Origin of the sequence: Streptomyces sp. NPDC050211, from assembly GCF_040656035.1 — a bacterium.
GTDB lineage: Bacteria > Actinomycetota > Actinomycetes > Streptomycetales > Streptomycetaceae > Streptomyces.
Genome location: NZ_JBFALC010000013.1, coordinates 92,533 through 113,584 on the forward strand (window position 1 = coordinate 92,533; position 21,052 = coordinate 113,584).

At 67.7% G+C, this 21,052-nt stretch carries 19 protein-coding genes and 1 tRNA gene; 12 read left to right on the forward strand and 8 right to left on the reverse strand.

The genetic code is table 11. The annotated features are described in order from the left end of the window. Positions 1 to 4: 4 nt before the first annotated feature. The gene (rpmH, locus tag AB0I98_RS16585; protein WP_003949374.1) at positions 5 to 142 is read right to left on the reverse strand and encodes a 50S ribosomal protein L34; all 138 of its coding nucleotides are present in this window, start codon (positions 140 to 142) and stop codon (positions 5 to 7) included. 363 nt (positions 143 to 505) lie between these two features. On the opposite strand from rpmH, the gene dnaA reads away from it, so the two are divergent. From dnaA to AB0I98_RS16635, 10 genes are all read left to right on the forward strand, one after another. Beyond that, on the forward strand, positions 506 to 2,434 hold the full coding sequence (gene dnaA / locus AB0I98_RS16590; protein WP_362941513.1) for a chromosomal replication initiator protein DnaA: 1,929 nt from the start codon (positions 506 to 508) through the stop codon (positions 2,432 to 2,434). Positions 2,435 to 3,293: 859 nt separating this feature from the next. Further along, a complete protein-coding gene (dnaN, locus tag AB0I98_RS16595; RefSeq protein ID WP_210573431.1) occupies positions 3,294 to 4,424 on the forward strand; it encodes a DNA polymerase III subunit beta in 1,131 nt (376 codons plus the stop codon). 140 nt (positions 4,425 to 4,564) lie between these two features. Then, positions 4,565 to 5,440 carry a phosphogluconate dehydrogenase (NAD(+)-dependent, decarboxylating) gene (gene gnd, locus AB0I98_RS16600; RefSeq protein ID WP_362941516.1) on the forward strand — a complete coding sequence of 292 codons (876 nt, stop codon included), beginning with the start codon at positions 4,565 to 4,567 and terminating at the stop codon, positions 5,438 to 5,440. Between the two features lie 52 nt (positions 5,441 to 5,492). Next, entirely contained in the window at positions 5,493 to 6,614 is a 1,122-nt protein-coding gene (recF, locus tag AB0I98_RS16605) for a DNA replication/repair protein RecF (RefSeq protein WP_362941519.1), read from the forward strand. Beyond that, positions 6,611 to 7,153 (forward strand): DciA family protein, encoded by a 543-nt coding sequence (locus tag AB0I98_RS16610; protein WP_362941522.1) that lies wholly within the window; start codon positions 6,611 to 6,613, stop codon positions 7,151 to 7,153. The genes recF and AB0I98_RS16610 overlap by 4 nt, the downstream gene beginning before the upstream one ends. Before the next feature lie 363 nt (positions 7,154 to 7,516). Next, complete coding sequence (gene gyrB / locus AB0I98_RS16615) at positions 7,517 to 9,601, forward strand: DNA topoisomerase (ATP-hydrolyzing) subunit B (protein WP_362941525.1); 2,085 nt, start codon at positions 7,517 to 7,519, stop codon at positions 9,599 to 9,601. Between the two features lie 42 nt (positions 9,602 to 9,643). Then, positions 9,644 to 12,238 (forward strand): DNA gyrase subunit A, encoded by a 2,595-nt coding sequence (gyrA, locus tag AB0I98_RS16620; protein ID WP_362941528.1) that lies wholly within the window; start codon positions 9,644 to 9,646, stop codon positions 12,236 to 12,238. An 18-nt stretch (positions 12,239 to 12,256) separates the two neighbouring features. Beyond that, complete coding sequence (locus AB0I98_RS16625; RefSeq protein WP_362941531.1) at positions 12,257 to 13,042, forward strand: DUF3566 domain-containing protein; 786 nt, start codon at positions 12,257 to 12,259, stop codon at positions 13,040 to 13,042. Between the two features lie 124 nt (positions 13,043 to 13,166). Then, a tRNA-Ile gene (locus AB0I98_RS16630) sits at positions 13,167 to 13,240 on the forward strand. 576 nt (positions 13,241 to 13,816) lie between these two features. After that, on the forward strand, positions 13,817 to 14,800 hold the full coding sequence (locus tag AB0I98_RS16635) for a hypothetical protein (protein ID WP_362941534.1): 984 nt from the start codon (positions 13,817 to 13,819) through the stop codon (positions 14,798 to 14,800). Between the two features lie 417 nt (positions 14,801 to 15,217). Here AB0I98_RS16635 and AB0I98_RS16640 read toward each other — a convergent pair whose 3' ends face one another. From AB0I98_RS16640 to AB0I98_RS16655, 4 genes are all read right to left on the reverse strand, one after another. Next, on the reverse strand, positions 15,218 to 16,027 hold the full coding sequence (locus AB0I98_RS16640; RefSeq protein ID WP_362941537.1) for a hypothetical protein: 810 nt from the start codon (positions 16,025 to 16,027) through the stop codon (positions 15,218 to 15,220). An 86-nt stretch (positions 16,028 to 16,113) separates the two neighbouring features. Beyond that, entirely contained in the window at positions 16,114 to 16,575 is a 462-nt protein-coding gene (locus AB0I98_RS16645; RefSeq protein WP_362941541.1) for a hypothetical protein, read from the reverse strand. Positions 16,576 to 16,865: 290 nt separating this feature from the next. Then, the gene (locus AB0I98_RS16650) at positions 16,866 to 17,075 is read right to left on the reverse strand and encodes a hypothetical protein (protein WP_362941543.1); all 210 of its coding nucleotides are present in this window, start codon (positions 17,073 to 17,075) and stop codon (positions 16,866 to 16,868) included. Between the two features lie 181 nt (positions 17,076 to 17,256). Then, a complete protein-coding gene (locus tag AB0I98_RS16655) occupies positions 17,257 to 17,487 on the reverse strand; it encodes a hypothetical protein (protein ID WP_362941546.1) in 231 nt (76 codons plus the stop codon). A gap of 174 nt (positions 17,488 to 17,661) precedes the next feature. On the opposite strand from AB0I98_RS16655, the gene AB0I98_RS16660 reads away from it, so the two are divergent. Continuing rightward, positions 17,662 to 18,408: a DUF6879 family protein gene (locus AB0I98_RS16660; RefSeq protein WP_362941549.1), complete on the forward strand. Its 747-nt coding sequence runs from the start codon at positions 17,662 to 17,664 to the stop codon at positions 18,406 to 18,408. Between the two features lie 9 nt (positions 18,409 to 18,417). Continuing rightward, the gene (locus AB0I98_RS16665; RefSeq protein ID WP_362941552.1) at positions 18,418 to 19,269 is read left to right on the forward strand and encodes a helix-turn-helix transcriptional regulator; all 852 of its coding nucleotides are present in this window, start codon (positions 18,418 to 18,420) and stop codon (positions 19,267 to 19,269) included. 55 nt (positions 19,270 to 19,324) lie between these two features. Here the strand turns inward: AB0I98_RS16665 and rhuM are convergent, their stop codons facing one another. The 3 genes from rhuM to AB0I98_RS16680 all read right to left on the reverse strand — a co-directional run bounded on the left by rhuM (position 19,325) and on the right by AB0I98_RS16680 (position 21,049). Then, a complete protein-coding gene (gene rhuM / locus AB0I98_RS16670) occupies positions 19,325 to 20,098 on the reverse strand; it encodes a RhuM family protein (protein WP_362941555.1) in 774 nt (257 codons plus the stop codon). 442 nt (positions 20,099 to 20,540) lie between these two features. Further along, a complete protein-coding gene (locus AB0I98_RS16675) occupies positions 20,541 to 20,825 on the reverse strand; it encodes a hypothetical protein (protein ID WP_362941558.1) in 285 nt (94 codons plus the stop codon). Continuing rightward, entirely contained in the window at positions 20,822 to 21,049 is a 228-nt protein-coding gene (locus AB0I98_RS16680) for a holin (RefSeq protein WP_362941561.1), read from the reverse strand. Before AB0I98_RS16680 ends, AB0I98_RS16675 begins: the two co-directional genes overlap by 4 nt. Positions 21,050 to 21,052 lie beyond the last annotated feature (3 nt).

Genomic DNA, 21,052 nt, shown 5'->3' on the forward strand with positions numbered 1-21,052 from the left:
GGGATCAGGCGGACAAACGGGCGCGACCCTTGCCACGGCGGGACGCGAGAATCGCGCGGCCGGCACGGGTGCGCATACGCAGCCGGAAGCCGTGGGTCTTCGCGCGACGACGGTTGTTCGGCTGGAAGGTGCGCTTGCTCACTCGGGGGCTCCAGAAATCAATCGGTGGTGGCGGGTGCCGTCCTGGCTGTCACCGTGCGCCCACGAGTAGCTCGCATCACGCCCGAGTGCACCGCTTCCCGATCACCTTCAGCGATCTGTGCCCATCGGAGGCAGGCGGCAGCAGCCATCGACAACTCGACCTGGTCACGGTACGCGGGGCTACGCCATCCGGTCAAACCAACGGCCCACAGGAGACACTATCCACAGCCTGGGGACAACAACTTGAACCGCACCCGTCGCCCTGACTACCTTGGCTGGACTCCGATTCGCCCGTCCCATCCGATGTGAATCCCTACCCGTCCCACAACCACACGTTCGTGGGACCCACGAGAGAGCGTGCCCTGTGGCTGACGTACCTGCCGATCTTGCCGCAGTGTGGCCACGAGTACTGGAGCAACTCCTCGGGGAGGGCCGCGGGCAGGGCGTCGAAGCCAAGGACGAGCGCTGGATCCGGCGCTGCCAGCCCCTGGCGCTGGTCGCGGACACCGCCCTGCTCGCCGTACCGAACGAATTTGCAAAGGGCGTACTGGAGGGCCGTCTCGCACCGATCGTCAGCGAGACGCTGAGCCGTGAATGCGGCCGCCCGATCCGCATCGCGATCACCGTCGACGACTCCGTCGGCGAACCCCCGGCCCCGCCCGCGCGCCCCCGGTACGAAGAGCCGGAACTCCCCTCCTCCCAGTACGAGGGCTACGGCCGCCACCGCGCCGACGACCGGCCCGGCACCCCGAGCGACCAGCTGCCCCCGCCCCGCGCGGACCAGCTCCCGACGGCCCGCCCCGCGTACCCCTCGGAATACCAGCGCCCCGAACCCGGCGCCTGGCCCCGCGGATCCCAGGACGACTACGGCTGGCAGCAGCAGCGGCTCGGCTTCCCGGAGCGCGACCCGTACGCGTCGCCGTCACAGGACTCGTACCGGTCCCAGGACTCCTACGGCTCTCAGGACTCGTACGGACCCAAGGACTCGTACTCTCCGCCGTCCCAGGACTCGTACCACCAGCCCTCCCAGGACTACCGTCCGCAGTCCATGGAGCGCCCCTCCTACGACACACAGCGCTCCGACTACGACCAGTCCCGCTCCGACTACGACCAGCGTGACGCCCGCCGGGAGCGGCCCGAGCCGCCGTCCGGGTCCGGTCATGTGCATCGCGGCGGACCGGTCGGACCCACGCTCCCCACCACCGGCGCCCCCGGCCCGCTGGCCGCGCAGCCCGCGCCGGCGACCGGCCCCGGCGAGCCGACCGCGCGGCTGAACCCGAAGTACCTCTTCGACACGTTCGTCATCGGCGCCTCCAACCGCTTCGCGCACGCGGCCGCGGTAGCCGTCGCCGAGGCGCCGGCGAAGGCGTACAACCCCCTCTTCATCTATGGGGAGTCGGGGCTCGGCAAGACGCACCTGCTGCACGCGATCGGGCACTACGCCCGCAGCCTGTACCCGGGCACGCGCGTGCGCTATGTCAGCTCGGAGGAGTTCACCAACGAGTTCATCAACTCCATCCGCGACGGCAAGGGCGACAGCTTCCGCAAGCGGTACCGGGAGATGGACATCCTGCTCGTCGACGACATCCAGTTCCTCGCGGACAAGGAGTCGACGCAGGAGGAGTTCTTCCACACCTTCAACACGCTCCACAACGCCAACAAGCAGATCGTGCTCTCCAGCGACCGGCCGCCGAAGCAGCTGGTGACCCTGGAGGACCGGCTGCGGAACCGTTTCGAGTGGGGCCTGATCACCGACGTCCAGCCACCCGAGCTGGAGACCCGTATCGCCATCCTCCGTAAGAAGGCGGTGCAGGAGCAGCTCAACGCCCCGCCGGAGGTACTCGAGTTCATCGCCTCCCGGATCTCGCGCAACATCCGCGAGCTGGAGGGCGCGCTGATCCGGGTGACGGCGTTCGCGTCGCTCAACCGGCAGCCGGTGGACCTGGGCCTGACCGAGATCGTCCTCAAGGACCTCATCCCCGGCGGTGAAGACTCGACGCCGGAGATCACCTCGACGGCCATCATGAGCGCGACCGCCGACTACTTCGGTCTCACGGTCGAGGATCTGTGCGGCAGCTCGCGCGGCCGCCAGCTCGTCACGGCCCGCCAGATCGCCATGTACCTGTGCCGCGAGCTCACGGACCTGTCGCTGCCGAAGATCGGCGCGCTGTTCGGCGGCCGCGACCATACGACGGTGATGCACGCCGACCGCAAGATCCGCAATCTGATGGCCGAGCGGCGCTCCATCTACAACCAGGTGACCGAGCTGACGAACCGCATCAAAAACGGCTGACGACCACAGGGTTACGGCACCGAGGGCGCCCTCCGGAGGAGATCCGGAGGGCGCCCTTCGTTATGCCGCAGCCACCCGGTGTTCGATTACGTGCCGCGTTACGGCCACTCTCCACAGATTCGGTGACTTTCTGCCGTCCACACCCTGGGGACTGGGGAGTTGTCCAGATCCTGTCCACAGCCGACTCCGTTGACAGACCATCAAGCCAGCTCAAGTGGTTGTGGATTGGTGGACGAGCGATCTCCACAGACTGTGGACAGCGAAAAGATCCACAGGCTGTGTACGAAGTTGTCCACGGGCAACCCACAGGCTGGGGTCAGTTGTCCCCAAGGATGGCCCGCTTCTCCACACCGCTGTCCACTGTTCGGCAACGCGACGCGCCTCCTCACCGGGACGAGTGAAAGGCGTCACATCAAGCTGCCGGGTTGGTCTGTGGGAAAGCTGGGTAAAGCTGGGGACGGCACTGGGGAGAAGTCGCCTCAGCCTGTGCATGGGGTGTGCAGAACTTTCCGTTCTCCACAGATTCGCCTGGTTGTCCACCGGTGTCGCCCACAGGGCCCGTGGACAAAATCTTGCCGCTGACCTGGGAAAACAGGGTTATCCACGGTATCCACAGGCCCTACTACTACTCCCAACTAGAGAGAGCTGGGAATTCGCTTCGAAGAGGGTCCTGTGCACAACTCGCTCTTCGGCGCCCGACTGCCCCTCGTCACGACTTGACCCCGAGAGGCACCTACTGTCAGTGCCGTGCGTCAGACTGTTCTCCGGTGTCCTTCCCCTCACAGGGACCGACCACACCGAGACAGACGACGAAGCCAGGCAGGCCGAGAAGCGCCGGCAACAGCAGGAGGCGGCAACAGTGAAGATCCGGGTGGAACGCGACGTACTCGCGGAGGCAGTGGCCTGGGCGGCGCGCAGCCTCCCGGCCCGTCCGCCGGCGCCTGTCCTCGCCGGCCTGCTGCTGAAGGCCGAGGACGGCCAGCTGAGCCTGTCCAGCTTCGACTACGAGGTCTCGGCACGCGTGTCTGTGGAGGCCGAGGTCGAGGAGGAGGGCACGGTCCTCGTCTCCGGCAGGCTGCTCGCCGACATCTCCCGCGCCCTTCCCAACCGCCCGGTGGAGATTTCCACAGACGGTGTACGGGCGACGGTGGTCTGCGGCTCCTCGCGGTTCACACTCCACACACTGCCTGTGGAGGAATACCCGGCGCTGCCGCAGATGCCGTCGGCGACCGGCACCGTCCCCGGTGAGGTCTTCGCCTCGGCTGCCTCCCAGGTCGCCATCGCCGCCGGTCGTGACGACACGCTGCCCGTCCTCACCGGTGTGCGCATCGAGATCGAGGGCGACCGGGTCACCCTGGCCTCCACCGACCGCTACCGCTTCGCGGTCCGTGAGTTCCTGTGGAAGCCGGAGAACCCGGAGGCGTCCGCGGTCGCCCTGGTCCCCGCCAAGACGCTCCTGGACACCGCCAAGGCGTTGACCAGCGGCGACAGCGTGATCCTGGCGCTGTCCGGCTCGGGCGCGGGCGAGGGCCTGATCGGTTTCGAGGGCGCCGGCCGGCGTACGACGACGCGGCTGCTGGAGGGCGACCTCCCGAAGTACCGCTCGCTGTTCCCGACGGAGTTCAACTCGGTCGCCGTGATCGAGACCGCCCCCTTCGTGGAGGCCGTCAAGCGCGTGGCCCTGGTCGCCGAGCGCAACACTCCTGTGCGGCTGAGCTTCGAGCAGGGCGTGCTGATCCTGGAGGCCGGTTCCAGCGACGATGCACAGGCTGTGGAACGCGTGGACGCCCAGCTGGAGGGCGATGACGTCTCGATCGCCTTCAATCCGACGTTCCTGCTGGACGGCCTGAGCGCCATCGACTCCCCGGTGGCGCAGCTGTCCTTCACGACGTCCACCAAGCCCGCGCTGCTCAGCGGCAAGCCGGCGCTGGACGCCGAGGCGGACGAGGCCTACAAGTACCTGATCATGCCGGTCCGCCTCAGCGGCTGACCGCGACCGACGAGAACACCGCAGGTCGGGGCATACGTTTGAGCGCGTATGCCCACAGGTGTGCGTGAGAGTCCGGGTTTAGGCTCGGACATGGGTACGAAGGTGCCTCACACGCCACACAGCAACCTAAGGAACAACTGATGGAGCTCGGTCTCGTCGGCCTCGGCAAGATGGGCGGCAACATGCGCGAGCGGATCCGCCGCGCAGGCCACACCGTCATCGGATACGACCGCAACCCGGATCTCGCCGATGTCCACAGCCTGGAAGAGCTTGTGGGCAAGCTCGCGGGCCCGCGCGTCGTATGGGTGATGGTCCCGGCCGGTGCGGCCACCCAGTCGACCATCGACGAGCTGGCCGAGCTGCTGGAGCCCGGGGATGTCGTCGTGGACGGCGGCAACTCGCGCTGGACGGACGACGAGAAGCACGCGGAGGAGCTGGCCGCCAAGGGCATCGGCTTCGTCGACTGCGGTGTCTCCGGCGGCGTCTGGGGCCTGGAGAACGGCTATGCGCTGATGTACGGCGGCGACACGGAGAACGTGGCGAAGGTGCAGCCGGTCTTCGACGCCCTCAAGCCCGAGGGCGACTTCGGTGCGGTGCACGCCGGGAAGGTCGGCGCGGGCCACTTCGCGAAGATGGTCCACAACGGCATCGAGTACGCGATGATGCAGGCCTACGCCGAGGGCTGGGAGCTCCTGGAGAAGGTCGACTCCGTGACCGACGTCCGGGAGGTGTTCCGTTCCTGGCAGGAGGGCACGGTCATCCGCTCCTGGCTGCTCGACCTCGCGGTAAATGCCCTCGACGAGGACGAGCACCTGCAGAAGCTGCGCGGTTATGCACAGGACTCCGGGGAAGGCCGCTGGACTGTGGAAGCCGCCATCGACCACGCCGTGCCGCTCCCGGCGATCACGGCGTCCCTGTTCGCGCGGTTCGCCTCGCGGCAGGATGACTCTCCGCAGATGAAGATGATCGCGGCGCTGCGGAACCAGTTCGGTGGCCACGCGGTCGAGACGAAGTAATCCACAGGGCTGCTGAGCGGTCCACAACACTGGGGGAGGTCGGCGAACGACCATGCACGTCACGCATCTGTCGCTGGCCGACTTCCGCTCGTACGCCCGGGTCGAAGTTCCGCTCGACCCGGGTGTCACCGCCTTCGTCGGCCCCAATGGGCAGGGCAAGACGAACCTCGTCGAGGCGATCGGCTACCTCGCCACCCTGGGCAGTCACCGCGTCGCCTCCGACGCCCCTCTCGTCCGGATGGGCGCCGACCGTGCGGTCATCCGTGCGCAGGTCAAGCAGGGCGAGCGGCAGCAGCTGGTCGAGCTGGAGCTGAACCCCGGCAGGGCGAACCGCGCTCGCATCAACAGGTCCTCGCAGGTCAGACCCCGTGATGTGCTGGGCATCGTACGGACTGTGCTGTTCGCGCCCGAGGACCTCGCTCTGGTCAAGGGCGATCCCGGGGAGCGGCGCCGCTTTCTCGACGAGCTGATCACCGCCCGGTCTCCGCGCATGGCCGGTGTGCGCTCGGACTACGAGCGGGTCCTCAGGCAGCGGAACACCCTGTTGAAAAGTGCCGCGTTGGCTCGTCGGCACGGCGGTCGCTCGATGGATCTGTCGACCCTCGACGTCTGGGACCAGCATCTTGCGCGCGCGGGCGCCGAGTTGCTTGCTCAGCGCCTGGACCTGATAGCCGCGATCCAGCCACTGACCGACAAGGCGTACGAGCAACTGGCGCCCGGTGGCGGCCCGGTGGCCCTGGAGTACAAGCCGTCGGCGCCGGGCGAGGCGCACACGCGCGAGGACCTCTACACGCAGGTGATGGCCGCGCTCGCCGATGCGCGCAAGCAGGAGATCGAGCGGGGCGTCACCCTCGTAGGGCCTCATCGAGACGATTTGAATCTCAAACTCGGTCAGCTGCCGGCCAAGGGATACGCCTCCCACGGTGAGTCATGGTCGTTTGCGCTGGCGCTGCGGCTGGCGTCGTACGACCTGCTCAGGGCCGAGGGCAATGAGCCGGTGCTGATCCTCGACGATGTGTTCGCCGAGTTGGACACCCGGCGGCGCGAGCGGCTGGCCGAGCTGGTGGCGCCCGGTGAGCAGGTGCTGGTGACGGCCGCGGTGGACGACGACGTACCGCACGTGCTGACGGGGACGCGGTACACGGTGTCGGACGGGACGGTGGAGCGCGCATGACGACCGACGACCCCAAGAAGGCAACCGAGCAGGGGGCACCCGAGCCGTCCGGGGTGGACCTCGCGCGCGTGGCGTTGCGCGCGGCGAAGGAACAGGCACGCGCGCGTGGGGATGCCGTGCAGCAGAAGAAGCAGGCGCGTCGCGGTGGCCTGCGCTCCGGCGCGCGTGCCGATGGACGCGACCCCATGGCGCTCGGCGCCGCGATCAACCGCCTGATCACCGAGCGGGGTTGGGAGGCCCCGGCCGCGGTGGGCGGTGTGATGGGCCGCTGGCCGCAGATCGTCGGCGAGGACGTCGCCAAGCACTGCGTGCCGGAGCGGTACGACGAGGACGAGCGTGTGCTGATCGTGCGCTGCGACTCCACGGCCTGGGCGACGAACCTGCGTCTGCTCGCCCCCACGCTGGTCGCCCGGCTGAACGAGGATCTGGGCCATGGCACGGTGCAGTTGATCAAGGTGAACGGCCCCGGTGGTCCCGCCCGCCGGTACGGCCCGCTGCGTGCTCCGGGCAGCACGGGGCCCGGCGACACCTATGGGTGACGGACATCACGTCGAGAGAAGCGATCAACGCGCGTCGACGTCTGCGAAGTACCGGCGGACGCGGTTGCGAATCGCGACCTGACTCCGAAGTAGCCATGGGTTGACAGCCGGAAGCGCTGAGTGCCGCTGTGAGCCTCTTGGAGCCCCGCTCCGTATATGGGGACCCGGCGGAGACCGATTCAGGGCGCCACATGAGGACTCAGGTACCGGCAAACCCCCATCACTGTCGGCGCTACCGGTAGACTGGAAGCTAATCCCGCCCCATCCGTGGGGACCGTCCGGGAAAAGCTGAGCAACGCTGATCAAGGCTTACCAACGCAACATGCCGCAGCCGCTCCGGCAACCTGCCGGCGAGCCTGGCTCGTGCTGTGCCAGAAAGGGCGCTTCGTGGCCGATTCCGGCAACCCCAACGAGAACATCCCGTCCACCGACGCCGGCGCCAACGGCGCGGTGACTTCGTCGAACGGCGAGGTCACCGCCTCGTACGACGCCAGCGCCATCACCGTCCTCGAGGGTCTGGACGCGGTCCGCAAGCGACCCGGTATGTACATCGGCTCGACCGGTGAGCGCGGACTGCACCACCTCGTGTACGAGGTGGTCGACAACTCCGTCGACGAGGCGCTGGCCGGTCACGCGGACACCATCGAGGTGACGATCCTCGCCGACGGCGGCGTGCGCGTGGTCGACAACGGCCGTGGCATCCCGGTGGGCATCGTCGCCTCCGAGGGCAAGCCGGCCCTCGAGGTCGTGCTGACCGTGCTGCACGCGGGCGGCAAGTTCGGCGGCGGCGGCTACGCGGTCTCCGGTGGTCTGCACGGCGTGGGCGTCTCCGTGGTGAACGCGCTGTCCTCGAAGGTCGCCGTAGAGGTCAAGACCGACGGGTACCGCCACACGCAGGACTACAAGATGGGCGTCCCCACGGCGCCGTTGGTCAAGCACGAGGCCACGGACGAGACCGGCACGTCGGTCACCTTCTGGGCCGACGCCGACATCTTCGAGACCACGGACTACTCCTTCGAGACGCTCTCGCGGCGCTTCCAGGAGATGGCGTTCCTCAACAAGGGTTTGACCATCAAACTCACTGATGAGCGCGAGTCGGCGAAGGCGACCTCCGGGGCGGACGAGGCCGGCGCGGACGAGACCGCCGAGGTCAAGAAGGTCACGTACCACTACGACGGCGGCATCGTCGACTTCGTGAAGTACCTCAACTCCCGCAAGGGAGACGTGGTGCACCCGACGGTGATCGACCTCGAGGCCGAGGACAAGGACAAGGCCCTCTCCCTCGAAGTCGCCATGCAGTGGAACAGCGGCTACAGCGAGGGTGTGTACTCCTTCGCCAACATCATCCACACCCACGAGGGCGGCACCCACGAAGAGGGATTCCGCTCGGCGCTGACGAACCTGATCAACAAGTACGCGCGCGACAAGAAGCTGCTCCGTGAGAAGGACGACAACCTCACGGGCGACGACATCCGCGAGGGTCTGACCGCGATCATCTCGGTGAAGCTGAGCGAGCCGCAGTTCGAGGGCCAGACGAAGACCAAGCTGGGCAACACGGAGGCGAAGACCTTCGTCCAGAAGGCGGTCTACGAGCACCTCAACGACTGGCTGGACCGCAACCCGAACGAGGCCGCGGACATCGTCCGCAAGGGCATCCAGGCCGCCACCGCGCGCGTGGCCGCCCGCAAGGCCCGCGACCTCACCCGCCGCAAGGGCCTGCTGGAGTCGGCGTCCCTGCCGGGCAAGCTCTCCGACTGCCAGTCGAACGACCCCACCAAGTGCGAGATCTTCATCGTCGAGGGTGACTCCGCCGGCGGCTCGGCCAAGTCCGGCCGCAACCCGCAGTACCAGGCGATCCTCCCGATCCGAGGCAAGATCCTCAACGTCGAGAAGGCGCGGATCGACAAGATCCTGCAGAACCAGGAGATCCAGGCGCTGATCTCCGCCTTCGGTACCGGAGTCCACGAGGACTTCGACATCGAGAGGCTGCGCTACCACAAGATCATCCTGATGGCGGACGCCGACGTCGACGGCCAGCACATCAACACCCTGCTGCTGACCTTCCTGTTCCGCTTCATGCGGCCGCTGGTCGAGGCCGGGCACGTGTTCCTGTCGCGTCCCCCGCTCTACAAGATCAAGTGGGGCCGGGACGACTTCGAGTACGCGTACTCCGACCGCGAGCGCGACGCGCTGATCGAACTCGGCCGGCAGAACGGCAAGCGCATCCGCGACGACTCGGTCCAGCGCTTCAAGGGTCTCGGCGAGATGAACGCCGAGGAGCTGCGCATCACCACGATGGACCAGGAGCACCGCGTCCTCGGCCAGGTCACCCTCGACGACGCCGCGCAGGCCGACGACCTGTTCTCGGTCCTCATGGGCGAGGACGTCGAGGCGCGGCGCGCGTTCATCCAGCGCAATGCCAAGGACGTCCGCTTCCTCGACATCTGAGTCGGTCTCAGCTGACCGCACCAGGAAGGATCTTCACCAGCAATGGCCGACGAGAACACTCCCTTCACGCCTGAAGAAGGCGGCGACATCGCCCAGCGTGTCGAGCCCGTCGGGCTCGAGACGGAGATGCAGCGCTCGTACCTCGACTACGCGATGTCCGTCATCGTCTCCCGTGCGCTGCCGGACGTCCGGGACGGGCTCAAGCCCGTCCACCGCCGCGTCCTGTACGCCATGTACGACGGCGGCTACCGCCCCGAGCGCGGCTTCTACAAGTGCGCCCGTGTGGTCGGCGACGTCATGGGCAACTACCACCCCCACGGCGACTCCTCGATCTACGACGCCCTGGTCCGCCTCGCCCAGTCGTGGTCGATGCGCATGCCGCTCGTCGACTCCAACGGCAACTTCGGCTCTCCGGGCAACGACCCGGCGGCGGCCATGCGCTACACCGAGTGCAAAATGGCGCCGCTGTCGATGGAGATGGTCCGCGACATCGACGAGGAGACCGTCGACTTCACGGACAACTACGACGGCCGCTCCCAGGAGCCGACCGTCCTGCCCGCCCGGTTCCCGAACCTGCTGATCAACGGCTCGGCCGGTATCGCGGTCGGCATGGCGACCAACATTCCGCCGCACAACCTGCGCGAGGTCGCGTCCGGCGCCCAGTGGTACCTCGAGAACCCGGAGGCGTCGCACGAGGAACTGCTCGACGCCCTCGTCGCGCGCATCAAGGGCCCGGACTTCCCGACCGGCGCGCTCGTCGTCGGCCGCAAGGGCATCGAGGAGGCGTACCGCACGGGCCGTGGCTCGATCACGATGCGCGCGGTCGTCGAGGTCGAGGAGATCCAGGGCCGCCAGTGCCTGGTGGTGACGGAGCTGCCATACCAGGTCAATCCGGACAACCTGGCGCAGAAGATCGCCGACCTGGTGAAGGACGGCAAGGTCGGCGGTATTGCGGACGTCCGCGACGAGACCTCGTCACGCACCGGCCAGCGACTGGTCATCGTGCTGAAGCGGGACGCGGTCGCCAAGGTCGTTCTGAACAACCTCTACAAGCACACCGACCTGCAGACCAACTTCGGCGCCAACATGCTGGCCCTGGTCGACGGCGTGCCCCGCACCCTCTCCCTGGACGCGTTCATCCGCCACTGGGTGACGCACCAGATCGAGGTCATCGTCCGCCGGACGCGCTTCCGCCTGCGCAAGGCCGAGGAGCGCGCCCACATCCTCCGCGGCCTCCTCAAGGCCCTGGACGCCATCGATGAGGTCATCGCGCTGATCCGGCGCAGCGACACCGTCGAGATCGCGCGCGGCGGCCTGATGCAGCTCCTGGAGATCGACGAGATCCAGGCCAACGCCATCCTCGAGATGCAGCTGCGCCGCCTCGCCGCCCTCGAGCGCCAGAAGATCGTCCAGGAGCACGACGAACTCCAGGCGAAGATCAACGAGTACAACGAGATCCTCGCCTCGCCGGTCCGCCAGCGCGGCATCGTCAGCGCGGAGCTGGCCGCGATCGTCGAGAAGTACGGCGACGACCGCAAGACCATGCTGGTGCCCTACGACGGCGACATGTCCATCGAGGACCTCATCGCCGAAGAGGACATCGTGGTGACCGTCACACGTGGCGGTTACGTCAAGCGCACCAAGACCGTCGACTACCGCGCCCAGAAGCGCGGCGGCAAGGGCGTGCGCGGCGCGAAGCTCAAGGAAGACGACATCGTCGACCACTTCTTCGTGTCCACCACCCACCACTGGCTGCTGTTCTTCACCAACAAGGGCCGCGTCTACCGGGCGAAGGCGTACGAGCTGCCGGACGCCGGCCGTGACGCGCGCGGCCAGCACGTGGCCAACCTGCTCGCCTTCCAGCCGGACGAGGCGATCGCCGAGATCCTCGCGATCCGCGACTACGAGGCGGCGCCGCACCTGGTGCTCGCCACCAAGGGCGGTCTGGTCAAGAAGACGCCTCTGAAGGATTACGATTCGCCGCGTTCCGGTGGCGTCATCGCGATCAACCTCCGTGAGACGGCGGACGGTTCCGATGACGAACTGATCGGAGCCGAACTCGTATCGCCCGATGACGATCTGCTTCTGATCAGCAAGAAGGCGCAATCGATCAGGTTCACTGCCACGGACGACGCCCTGCGGCCCATGGGCCGTGCCACCTCGGGTGTCAAGGGCATGAGTTTCCGCGAGGGCGACGAGCTGCTCTCGATGAATGTTGTTCGACCCGGTACGTTCGTGTTCACTGCCACCGACGGCGGGTACGCGAAGCGGACCGCTGTCGACGAGTACCGCGTCCAGGGACGCGGCGGCCTCGGCATCAAGGCCGCCAAGATCGTGGAGGACCGCGGATCGCTCGTCGGTGCGCTGGTGGTTGAGGAGACCGACGAGATCCTCGCCATCACGCTGTCCGGCGGTGTGATTCGTACGCGAGTCAACGAGGTCAGGGAGACAGGCCGTGACACGATGGGCGTCCAACTGATCAACCTGGGCAAGCGCGATGCCGTCGTCGGTATCGCACGCAACGCCGAGGCGGGACGCGAGGCGGAGGAAGTCGACGGCGACGTGGCCGTGGACGAGATCGCCGAGGGTGTCGCGACCACCGGCACGGACGAGGGTGAGGCGCCCTCGGACGAGTAGCGCGAGGAGTGAGTCATCGTGAGCGGAGCCACGGGCGCCGGACCGACCGGTACGGAGACGGACGGCGGCGGCAGTGGCTCCGCCGCGCGTGTGACGGACTCGCACACGACCAACCTGCAAGCGATCAAGTCGTCCCCGACCGACTCACGCTCGCCTGACACTCATGGATCCCAGGGGGGAACTGTGACGGACACCCGTGGCTCGCAGACCCAGCAGTACGCGGCTGGGGCGGGCTCGGCCGCTGCGGGCTCCCAGCCCCAGCCGTCGGCCCAGCAAGCCGCTCAGGCGGCGCCGCAGCCGGCCTCTCCGCTGCCGGGAGAGCGCCAGCCACAGCAGCCCGCCGGCCCGTACCACCCGCCGCAGGCCTACCCGCCGGCGGCGGCGCCCGCCGGTGCCGTACGACGGCCCCGCACGGGCGCCCGTACGACGCCCCGCACCCGCAAGGCCCGGCTGCGCGTGGCGAAGGCCGACCCCTGGTCGGTCATGAAGGTGAGCTTCCTGCTCTCCATCGCCCTGGGCATCTGCACGATCGTCGCCTCGGCGGTGCTGTGGATGGTCATGGACGCGATGGGCGTCTTCTCGACGGTTGGCGGCACGATCTCCGAGGCCACCGGCTCGAACGAGTCGAACGGCTTCGACCTCCAGTCCTTCCTGTCCCTCCCGAACGTCCTGATGTTCACGTCGATCATCGCCGTCATCGACGTCGTCCTCGCGACGGCCCTGGCGACCCTCGGCGCGTTCATCTACAACCTGTCGGCGGGCTTCGTGGGCGGCGTCGAGCTGACGCTGGCCGAGGACGAGTGACATTAACCGGCAACGCCCTTTCAAACCTCGGGCGACGGTCCTCTGACTATCGATTTTGGGACTGCCCACGTCGTGCGCTAATCTTCAGGGGTCAGCGCGCGGGACATACACCGCAGAGCGCGGCGGGGCTATAGCTCAGTTGGTTAGAGCGCATCCCTGATAAGGATGAGGCCACAGGTTCAAATCCTGTTAGCCCCACAGCGGCATAGCGCCAGGTGAGAAGCCCGGTAGATCCCCAGGATCTACCGGGCTTCTACATGTGTGGATCTTGGTATCCCGCTACTACCCCGTAACTTGCGCCAAACGCGACTGGATGACCTTGCAGGAAGCTGTGGATGCCAACTGACTCGCGGGGCACTACTGTGGCAGCGCGCCCCCTGCCGAATCACGCGGCAGGGGGCGTCTGCCATTCCGGCTGGGGCCTCCCGAGCACCCGGCCGGAGTTCTGGGCGGGCTGTCAGCCCCAACCGACATCGTCGAGGGCCGGAGACGCATCAGCCTCCGACGGCTCCTGGGTAGTCGAGGTGGTGGGCTCGACGCTGGTCCCCTGCGCATCCGGGGTATCCGCTGCAGCAGGGGTGACGGTGGCAGCCAGGGCCAGCAGTGTGGCCACGGCCGCTAGGCGGATCCTCGTCATGGAAACCCCTTACTCGAACGTGCGCGCGAATTAGCGCTACTCAACGTAGGTTGGCATGCGGGATTGATGAGATCCAAGCGACAGGCCGTACAGAAAAGAGCACATGCAGAATCTCGCACACCCAACTGGGGGCGAACATGAGCGAGTTGGACAGGTCGGGCGGTGAACTCCCCCTCCCACCCGAAGATCTTGAGACCTACCGGATGATCGCCGAGCAGGAAGAACTCCCACCCGACCGAAAAGTCGACCGGCTACTCGCGCTCCGCCTCATCGACCGCGACCCCTACCGGGCCGGCCGCTACGTCCCACACGATCCCCGCGCCGTCGCCCAAGCCCTCACCGCGGCCGCCCTGCGCGACCTCACCCAGCTCGCCGACCGCATGGCCCACATCCCTGCCCTGGAGCGCCTTGCCGAGCACTTCGACCCCCACCGGCTCTACGGCGGCCCAGGGTCGGAGTACCTCGCCACCGCCCATCAGATGAACGCTCGCCTCGGCGAAACCACCGTCGCGGCCACCGCGGAAGTCATCACCCTCCAGCCCTCGGAGCCAGCCGACCGCGACCCGGCGATACTCCGACTGGGCATCGACCGCACCCGCGCCGCGCTCAGCCGCGGAGTCCACGTCCGCTCGCTCTACCACCGCAGCACCCACGAGCACGGCCAGTCCCGCGACTACATCGGCCAGATGGTCGCCGACGGCGCCGACGTCCGCGCCTCCAGCACCCCCGGCCCGCGCATGGTCATCATCGACCAGCGCCACCTCTTCATCGACAACCACGTCATCGAGAGCGCCGAACCAAACTCCGGCTGGCACGTCTTCGATAGAGCGGCAGTCATGTGGGCCCGCGCCGTATTCAACCACTTCTGGGACCAGGCCACCCGGTGGCAAGACCTCTCCCGGCCGGCGGGCCACACGGCCATTAGCGAACGCCAGCGGCGCATACTGCGCGAGCTCGACGCCGGATACTCGCAGCAACAGGTCGGCCCCCGCATCGGACTCAGCGAGCGCGCCGTGACCAAGGAACTCGCCGCGATCCGGGACTCCCTCGGGTATCGCTCGATGTACCAAGTCATGGCCTGGTGGGGACGGGCGTCCGCAGCTGAGATGAGCGATCTGTAGAGCTTTCGCGTACGCCCCGTCTACCCGCTGTAGATCGGGCAGTAACGGTAGGTACAGTGCAGGCAGGGGAGGCGGACGAGAAGCTTCCGTCCGTCTGACGCACAACCCCAAGCAAGCCCGGCTGGGGTGCTCGGGAGGCCCCCGGTCGGAAGGGCGCCCCCCGCCGCGTGATTCGGCGGGGGGCGTCGGTCGCACACAGTAAACCGCCCCGCCCTCTATACGGAGGGCGGGGCGGCCGCGCTCAGCCTCGTCGGCGAGCGCTCTGCGGGAACGACGGACGCACATCACACCGTCCCGCGTTCGGGTGGCTGGTGCGGAACGGACCTCCACCTTCACTGATCCGTGGCCAGCGACTGCCGGACCCCGCCCATCCGCCACGGGGGTAATGGACGGACGGGGCCGTATGAGTGGCCCGGCTCAGGGCAGTGGCACGACCTCACGGCACGCGACCCATTCGCGGGCAGCAGCCGTGAGCGCGGCCCGATGAGGAAGTGGGCGAGTTCGCTCCCAGTCCTCCCACGCGGCGTAGACGGTGCGCGCGAAAGTGGTGACGGTGTCAGGGTCGGCCGCGCGGTACGCGGGCACCTGCCGGGCAATCGCCTCACCCTGCTCCGGTGTGTGGCCGGCGGAGATGAGTCTGGGGATCGTCAGCGCGGTGTCTGCCCATGCGGGGGCGGGGCAGGACAGGGCCCAGTCCACCAGCAGCAACTCACCTGCCAGGGTCACCAGCATGTTGTGTGGGGACATGTCTGTGTGGGCGAGGCTCCGGCCTTGCAATCCCGGCGGCACATCCTCGGGCAGGAAGTCGGCCCAGCGCGTGTGCAGCGGCTTCTTCCTCAGGGCCTCGGGCCAGGGCGCCTCGGAGAGGGCAGCAAGAGAGGACACGAGAGGGGCGAGGTCGGCCGAGCCAGGACGCAGGTTCGGGTACCGCCCGTCGACGTACTCGTACCCGTAGAGCAGCCACCCGCCTGCGTCGACCTCCCACAGCACGCGGGCCGCGCGCGGGGCCGCCTGCGTGACCTTAGCCTCGTGGCGGTACACCCAGGCCTGCGGGTCGTCCTGCCGCGTTCCCTTGAGGAACGCTCGGCCTGCCCGTGTGCGGATAGTGCAGGCGAGCCGGGACATGACGCCGTGTGGCGCCGTCTCGGCGCTCTCGACGGGGCTCGCGTGCCGCTCGACGGCGGCCCGGGTCGCTGCTGGTAGGTGGTGCCATTCGATGCGGTTCACCCGCTGCTCCTGCTTCGGTTGAGCGAAATGGCCAGCCCCCGGCCTGGCCAGAGCGTGGCACAGGCCGCCGAGAGCCAGCGTGTGTGTCAGGGATGGTTCGGGCTGTCGGAGCAGTTGGCGTGGCACTGCGAGCACTTCGCAAGCTCCAGCTCAGGCCAGAACTCCATGTCGATCTCGTACCCGGCGAGCGTGATCGCGTCGACCGTCCGGGCGCGGAGCGCCTTGCCCCCACCGTGCTCCTCCGGGTCGAGGTAGCCGGGCTGGTGGTCCAGGAACCGGCCGAAGGTTTCGGCGCAGAACTCCCGGTAGGCCTTGGTGTGGAGCAGGAAGGCGTGCCAGAAGTCGTCCACCAGCGGCGAGGGAGAGAGCGGCCTCTCGCTGTAGGCGCACGCGGCGAGGAAGGCGAGCATCTGGCCGACGCCCCGGTCCGCCTTCTCCTCCGTCAACTGAGGGAACTTGTCACACATGTTGGCGACGAGAGTTGACCGCATCTCTTCGCTGATCAGGCTCCGAGCGTCGATCAGGCTGCGCTTCTGTGTGTCTGTCACGGTCCGTGCCTCCTCGAGTCGGTGTGCTTCGGACGTGCGTGGTGGGACCCCGCCCCGGGAGTCTTGGTGCCTACTGCCGCTGCGGCTGCCGATCCGCGGAGGGAGGGGTGATCGTGGTGCGGACCGGCGTCGACCGGTCGTATCGAGCAAGGCCACCAGGGCCCAGCAACCGACTCCCCCGTGCGCTGAGCGGACGCCCCCGACGGGGGAGACGGGGGCGTCCGCCGCTCATCCCGCTGCCGGCACCATCGGCGGGCGCCGGCAGCGGGGGTTCGGCTGCGCGTTGGGCCTCAGTCGTCTGACGCCAGAGCGCGTGTGATCAGAATCCGCGAAAGGATCCGGATCGCATCGGCGTCCGGTTCGACGAGGTGCGCGTGTGCACTGTGCGCCCACACCGTCCAGCCGGGGCCGGACATCCCTAACTCGTGGGCGACCGCGACCGCGTCATCCGGGTCCGTGATTAGGCCGTCGCAGTACCGGCACACATGCAGCGCAGTCACGACGAGCTCCCGTTCCAACGGTGACAGGAGCAGCCACAACGACGCTGCAGCAGGATGCCGCCCCCATGGGGAAGCGGTATGTCCTTGGTCTGGCAGCAGTGGCCGTGCAGGTCCTTGTAGCCGGGCCGCTTCGCCAGCTCGCACTCAGCAGACAGGGGCGACGTCTCTATCGCGGGCGCAGTCATGATGGTGGACCCCCTCGCCTGAGTGCGTCCGCCAGTCGCACGGCCACGTCCGCACGCACACGCCCCAGTTCGACGAGGCCGAGGGTGGGCGATGCCGCATCGACGGCGAGTGACGGCAGCACGATGCCCGCCTTCTCCAGCGCCGCCCTGAGTGACTCCACAGCCGTGAAGGGATCGACGTGCGTCGCGAACGGATCGACGTCGTGCAACTCGCGTGCTTCGACCATGAACAGGACGTTAGGGAGGCGCCGTTGACAGCCGCCATGCGATGTTCTCGAATGTTCTCACTGGCTCACGGAATGTTCTCGTGTGGTCTCACGGAACCGCGCGTGCCCTGTAGTACCCGCCACCGAGCCTGGCGATGCTGAAGGCGACCGATCCGGCATTGACGGGAGACGACCATGGCGCGACGGCTTCGCTTCAACGGCACCGACAGCAAGAACGGCGGCTGCCCCGCCGTGCACGAGGACCTCGACAGCGGTGAGATCATCGTCCAGGGGGTGCCCATCACCGACCCGGCCGACCTGGCCCAACTCCAGCACTTCGGACCAGACGATGCGGCCGTTGCCGTCCCCTGGGAACTGCTCGTCAACCATGGTCCCAAGGAGATGTACCGCGTGCCGAAGATCATCGACCTGGAGGAGTTCGGCCGGCTCTTCGAGACGTTCGAGCACTCGGCGTGGCACTTGGAGACCCGGCGCGGCTACGCCTCCGACCGGGAAGACCTGGGCTTCGATGAGTTCCTCGCCACCGGCCAGGCGCCGTGCGACCTTGACAGCGACTGGTGCCAGAACATCCGTCGGCAGACGGCGGCAGGGAAGTACGTCGGGCGCGTCCGCGTCGTCGACAACCCGCCGACCGACGGGCAGCGGTTCCTCCTCAGCTACGCCCGCTGCAACGCGGCCACCGGCGAGGACGCCCGCAACGTGTGGCGCGAGGACGCCGAGCGGGCACATCTGCCCGCCGAGGACTTCTGGGTCTTCGACAGCCGACTCGTAGCGATACTCCGCTTCGACGACCAGGACGTTTTCCACGACGTCGAGGTCATCACCGAGCCTGCCGAGGTGCTGCGCTACTGCCAGGTCCGCGACGCGGCCGTACACGCTTCCCTCCCCTACGACGTCTTCGCGGCACAGTTGAAGGGCTGACCGGCACCGGTGAGCACGGACTACCAGCAGGCACGCGAGGCCCTCGGTCGACGCCTGAGGGAGCTACGCCTGTCCGCCCCGGGAGGCCGTCTCACCGGCACACAGCTCGCACTGCGGCTCGGCTGGCCGCACTCCAAGGTGTACAAGCTGGAGGGCGGCCGGCAGACGGCGGTCCCTGAGGACCTCCAGGCCTGGGCTGACGCCGTCGGCCACTCGGATACCGCTGAGGAACTGGTAGCCCGGCTACGCGGATTCGAGTCCCACATCCGCTCCTGGCGCCGCCAGCTCGGCGCCGGCCACCGCCCGGTGCAGGACACCTGGAACGTCGCTGTGGACCAGGCCCGCGTCATCCATGCCTGGGAAGAGGCCGTCGTGCCAGGCATGCTCCAGACTGCCGACTACGCTCGGCATATCTTCCTGCGGTACGCCGACCTTCAGGGCACGAAACGCGATACGGAGGAAGCCGTACGGTCGCGGATGGAGCGGCAGTCGTGGCTGTACCAGGGCGGCAGACGCTTCCACGCGCTGGTGTGGGAGCCAGCGCTGCACGCCCTCGTGTGCCCGCCGTCGGTGCTCGCCGCGCAGCTGGACCGTCTGGCGGGCCAAGTCGGGATGGACACGATCGAGCTCGGGATCATCCCCCTCAGCGCATCTCTCAAGGTCCCAACTGCTAACGGTTTCTGGATCCTCGACAACAGGCTGGTCATCGCCGAAGACTGGCACGCTGAGCTGTGGCTGGACGACGACGAGACGGTGGCCTCGTACCGGCGGGTGTGGGACACGCTTGGCGAGTCGGCTGTGTACGGGGCGGACGCGCAGAATGTGATCAACCGCGTGCGACGGACGCTGAACCCACGCTGAGACACGACGAAAGCCCCCTCGCGCCCGAAGGCGAGAGGGGGCCACACGGCGACTGTCACGCGGCGAGCTGTCGATTCGCCATCATCAGCTCGACCTCGACCAGGTTCTGCCACTCCATCAGGGACAGGTGGAGGTCATCCTCAGCGATGTCCTCGGCGCGTAGACAGAGGCGGCTGACGAGGCGGTCGAGCTTAGCGAGCTCTTTCGCCGTGAGGTAGTTCTTGGCCACCTTCCTGTGTCGACTCTTCGGACCAGGCTCGGGCTTGCCCTCCTCAATGCCAGGCCACGTGCAGATGTCCCGAGCCACTTTGATCTCCTCGGCGGTCATGCCGACGACATGGACGTACAGCTTGTTCTGCATGGCGGCGAAGAAGATGCGTGTGGCCTTGCCGCTGGGCTCGTAGTCGGGGGCGTTGTCCCGCATCATGTCGCGGAAGATCTGGTAGTCGACCATCTCCCGCGCCCGGGCAAGGGCGGTGCGGCGGACCTCCAACTCGGTGAGCGCGCCGGTCTCGGCCTCCCGAGTACGGACGGCGAAGTAGACGCGGGCCAGGGCCACGGCCTCTTTGGTGTCGTCGCCGGCCATCGCCGTGAGGTAGGCGCCGAAGCGGGTGAGGCGGAAGTCCAGAACTTCACGTTCGGCTCCAGAACCGATCGGAACCATCTTTCCCGTCTGGGAAAAATGGTTCTGAGCTGCGGTTTCGCCCTGAACAAGGGCCAAGGAGGTCTTGGCCCTCTCGATGACGAGCGCGAATTTGCCCCACTGCGCGTAGCCCATGAGCGGCTGCATCTCGCGCCCGAGCCAATACTCGCGCCCGTAGGTGTCCACATGGCGGATTTTGTCAAAAGGACTAGACCCCCCACTGGCTTCAGTGGGCAGGCTTGCGTTACCTTGCGATTGCACCACGGAGCTCAACCTCCTGGTTTTGGCCCTCCGCAGGGCTGCTACCCCTGCGGAGGGTGTCTTTTTGTGTCACCTTCGATTCGAAGGTGTTGCTGCGCCAATCAGGTTACGACAGTGTGTCGACAACAGGGGTCCGTCGTTGTCGGCACCGGGTGTCGGTCAAGCGTAGTGACGCCTTGGATTCCGAGGCGAAAGCCCGGGTTCCGGGGAGAAAGGGCCGGATTCCCCTGGCACGGCGTGCCACCCAAGCTGCGCAGAGTGCACCGGTCTGTGACGGACCTCTCTTAGGGCGCAAGTGGCGCGTGAGGGGCGCTCGTTGAAAAGAGAGTGCGCCCCCTCCCGCCCGAAGGCGGAAGGGGGCAACGGTTCAGCGGAGGATGAGCGCCAGGACGCCCGTCACAGTGCCGGCGGCTCCGGCTAGGACACTGACGGTCTGGAGGGGCCAGCGGCGCGTCTTCAGTGCCTCGACGTCGGCACGGAGTTCGGTCAGGGTCTTCTCGGTGTCGGTTCGCAGCTGCTTCACATCGGCATCGGTACGGTTGGTGCGCTCGACCAGAATGCCGAGCGTTCCCTTGATCTGCTCCAGGCCCGTGTTGATCTCCCCTCTGAGCTGGGCCAGTTCGACCGCGACCGATGCCTCGGGCACCGTCACCGGCGGCTCACGGTCTCGGTCAGGCCCGGCCCCTCCGGACCGCCGGACGTCGCCACCGCCGTCAGCACAGTGAGCACCGCGGCGCCGACGCCGAGCGCCAGGCCCTCGCTCCACTTCGCGTTGATGATGCCGAGGGTGTCCAGGCCGAGGGAGCCGACCAGGACCTGGGCGAAGGTGCGCACGGAGCGCTCGGCGGTCGCCTTCCAGAACGCCTTGGTGAGCATGGG